This window comes from Streptomyces sp. WAC 04229, assembly GCF_003947455.1.
GTDB lineage: Bacteria > Actinomycetota > Actinomycetes > Streptomycetales > Streptomycetaceae > Streptomyces.
On sequence record NZ_QHJH01000340.1, the window covers coordinates 1 to 3,529 of the forward strand.

Annotated in this window: 3 protein-coding genes; 2 read left to right on the top strand and 1 reads right to left on the bottom strand. The window is 73.4% G+C overall.

Annotation, left to right across the window (positions count from 1 at the left end; all coding sequences use genetic code 11):
* Window positions 1–29 precede the first annotated feature (29 nt).
* Window positions 30–848, top strand: a complete 819-nt coding sequence (locus DMH12_RS37765; RefSeq protein ID WP_125495772.1) for an Fpg/Nei family DNA glycosylase — start codon at window positions 30–32, stop codon at window positions 846–848.
* A 10-nt stretch (window positions 849–858) separates the two neighbouring features.
* Here DMH12_RS37765 and DMH12_RS37770 read toward each other — a convergent pair whose 3' ends face one another.
* Complete coding sequence (locus tag DMH12_RS37770) at window positions 859–2,121, bottom strand: GNAT family N-acetyltransferase (protein WP_125495773.1); 1,263 nt, start codon at window positions 2,119–2,121, stop codon at window positions 859–861.
* Between the two features lie 163 nt (window positions 2,122–2,284).
* Between DMH12_RS37770 and DMH12_RS37775 the strand changes: the two genes are divergently transcribed.
* Window positions 2,285–3,529 (top strand): PP2C family protein-serine/threonine phosphatase (locus DMH12_RS37775; protein WP_260474491.1); only part of this gene is annotated, 1,245 nt, incomplete at its 3' end.

Genomic DNA, 3,529 nt, shown 5'->3' on the forward strand with positions numbered 1-3,529 from the left:
GTGGGCCGAGGCAAGGAAAGGACACCGTCGTGCCAGAGGGGCACACCATCCACCGGCTGGCCCAGGACTACGCCGCCGCCTTCGCCGGGACGGCGGTCCACGTCACCAGCCCCCAGGGCAAGTTCGCCGACTCCGCCGCCCTCCTCACCGGCACCCCCCTCGTCCGCACCGAGGCCCACGGCAAGCACCTCTTCCTCGGCTTCGGCGCCGCCGAGCCCGCCGACTGGGTCCACATCCACCTCGGCCTCTTCGGCAAGGTCGCCTTCGGCGGAACCCCGGCACCCCCGCCCACGGACACCGTCCGCCTCCGCCTCACCAACGACACCGCGTACGTCGACCTCCGCGGCCCCACCACCTGCGCCCTGATCACCGACCCGGAGAAGCAGGCGATACACGACCGCCTCGGCCCCGACCCGCTGCGCCCGGACGCCGACCCGCAGACCGCCTACCGGCGCGTCTCCCGCAGCCGCACCACCATCGCCGCCCTGCTCATGGACCAGAAGGTCGTCGCCGGCGTCGGCAACGTCTACCGCGCCGAGGTCCTCTTCCGCCACGGCATCGACCCGTACCGCCCCGGCAGGGCCATCACCCCCGCCGAGTGGGACACCATCTGGCGCGACCTCACCGTCCTCATGCGCGAGGGCGTGCGGAACAACCGCATCGACACCGTCCGGCCCGAGCACACCCCCGAGGCCATGGGCCGCCCGCCCCGCGTCGACGACCACGGCGGCGAGGTCTACGTCTACCGGCGGGCCAGCCTCTCCTGCCACCTGTGCGGCGACGCGATCCGCACCGCGGACCTCGCCGCCCGCAACCTCTTCTGGTGCCCCACCTGCCAGAAGAGGTAGGGCCCCGCCCTCAGAACCCGTACGGCAGCCACGGCACGACGGGCGACCCGAACCCCACCGACGCCTCCGTCAGCGCCCCGGACCGCAGCTCCCGCACCCGCCCGGCCGCGGCCAGCGCGGCCAGGCTCACGCCCCCGAGGTAGGCCGCGCCCAACTCCCTTGCGGACAGGGCGAGATCCGCGGCGTCGGACGTACGCTCGCAGGACGCGCCCTTGCGGTCGCCGCTCAGCCGCCAACGCCCCTCGTTCCAGGGGCAGAAGGCGTCGTCGACCTCGAACACCACGTCCACCGGCGCCTGGTAGGTCCGCGCCGCCAGCGCCGCCCCCACGTCCACCAGCCGCACGTACAGCGCGTCCCGCAGCGTCGGCCGGCACCGCCGGATGTCGGACACCTGGTACTGCCACGCCTCGTCGACCGGCCGCCCCCGCGCCGTCAGCGTCGAGGTCAGGTCGATGTCGAACAGGAAGCGCCACAGCGCCGCCTCGGTCGCCGCGTCCAGCCCCGCCAGCTCGTCCAGCACCACCGTGCCCTTGGGCCCCGCGGGCTCCCAGTCCGGCCGCACCCGGAACCTCGCGTACCCGGTGACCTCGCCGTCCCGCCGGGCGACCACGCACTGCAGCGGCGAGGCACCCTCCCGGTCCTTCTCCGGATCGAGCAGCCCCAGCCGGTCCCAGCCCGGCAGCCGCGCCAGCATCCCGGGCCGCCCGGGCACCTGCCGCGCGTACACCGCCTCGCACGCGTCGAGCACGTCGGCGGGCGCCGCGTACGCGAGCCGTACGTCATCCGTGCCCGGCGGCACCGACAGCCGGACCCGGTCCGTGTCGATCTCCGCGTTGATCTGGAAGGTCGCGGCGCCGTACCCGAACCGGCCGTAGATCGCCGGTTCGGAGGCGGTCAGTACGGCCAGCGGCTCGCCCCAGGACCGCACGTCGTCCAGCTGCCGCCGCATCATCGACGTGAGCACACCCCGCCGCCGGTGCGTGGCGGCGACGCTCACCATCGTCACGCCGGCCGCGGCCACCGCCGCACCGCCGGGCACGGTCAGCCGGAAGTCGAACGCTCCCGCCGTACCGACGCACGCGTCGCCCTCCCACACCCCGATCGAGCGCTCGACCCGCGTCAGCTCCCGGTACATCGCCGTCTCCTCGGCGGATTCCGGGATGCCGCCGAAGGCACGGATCAGCGACCCGTACCAGATGTCCCATTCGTCGCGTCGCAGTACCCGCGGCGCGGTCGTCGTGCCGTCGCCGTCTGTTCCCGTGGAGCGTCCCATGCAGCATGCGTACCAGGGCGGTACGGAGAGGAGCCAGGCAATTTCGGCAGGGTGGCGGCGCGAAGGCCGTTCGTGAAGTTCACTGTGAAGTCGGGCCTCGGACGGGGGACAAGTGGGACCTCCCGTGCCAAGCGGCCGGTCCGATGGATAGGGTCCCGAACTAATGACAGCAGGACGACAGCGGCGCGCGGCCGCCGAGACGTTCACGGCCCGGTGGAAGAAGCAGTGGCACCGGGCCCGCGTCGGCGTGCGCCGATCCGCCGTCGACTACTTCCGCGGCGACGGCTCGGACTGGATCGCCCTCGCCGGACTGATGCTCACGATCCCCGTCATCGCGGCCACCACGATGATGAACTCCGTGTGGTGCGCCCCCGCCGCGCTGGTCATCCCGATCGTCGCGGGCGGCCTGCTGCTGCGCCCGGCCAGCCTGCTCGGCCTGTACGCGGCGGCCGCCACGGCGCTGATCGTGGAGTCCGTGCAGCTCGGCCCGTACACCGAGGGCCCCTCCCGGGTGACCCCCGGCGTGGTCCTGACCGTCGCGGCCTGCGGTTTCTTCGGGCTGCTCGTCGCCCAGTTCCGCAGCCGGGTCGGCGTGCCCTGGCGGCGCGGCGGCACCATGCTCTTCGACCTGCGCGAACGCATCCGCGTCCAGAGCAAGCTCCCCCAGCTGCCGACCGGCTGGCACCGCGAGATGGCGCTGCGCCCGGCAGGCGGCCAGTCCTTCTCCGGCGACTTCGTCGTCGCCGCCCGCACCAACGGCGGCCGGACGCTCGAGGTGGTCCTCACCGACGTCTCCGGCAAGGGCATGGACGCGGGCTCACGCGCCCTGCTGCTGTCGGGCGCCTTCGGCGGACTGCTGGGCAGCCTGCCCCCGCACGCCTTCCTGCCGGCCGCCAACGGCTATCTGCTGCGCCAGGACTGGGACGAGGGCTTCGCCACCTCCATCCACCTCGTCCTCGACCTCGACTCCGGCGACTACGAGCTGTACTCCGCCGGACATCCGCCGGGCCTCCAGCTCAGCGCCGGCACCGGCCGCTGGGAGGAGAAGTCGGCCGACGGACCGCTCCTCGGCGTGTACGACGGGGCGCAGTTCGACCAGGTGAAGGGCTCACTGCGCCCCGGAGACGTGCTGATGCTCTTCACGGACGGCCTGGTCGAGACCTCCGACCGGGACATCGCCGAGGGCATCGACCGGCTCACCGGCGAGGCCGACCGCTATGTCGCGGGCGGTTTCCACGGCGCCGCCTGGCATCTGATCGAGGCGGTGGCCAAGGACGTCAACGACGACCGGGCGCTCCTGCTGATCAGCCGCGAGGGACTGACGCCCCCGTCGGCGCCGCCGGCGGGCGGATCCTACAGACGACACCCCGTCCTCGGCTCACACACACACGCGACGCCGCCCACGACA

Bases quoted from the DNA above. Each gene is read 5' to 3' on its own strand.
- DMH12_RS37770 (WP_125495773.1), bottom strand. From the start codon at position 2,121: ATGGGACGCTCCACGGGAACAGACGGCGACGGCACGACGACCGCGCCG.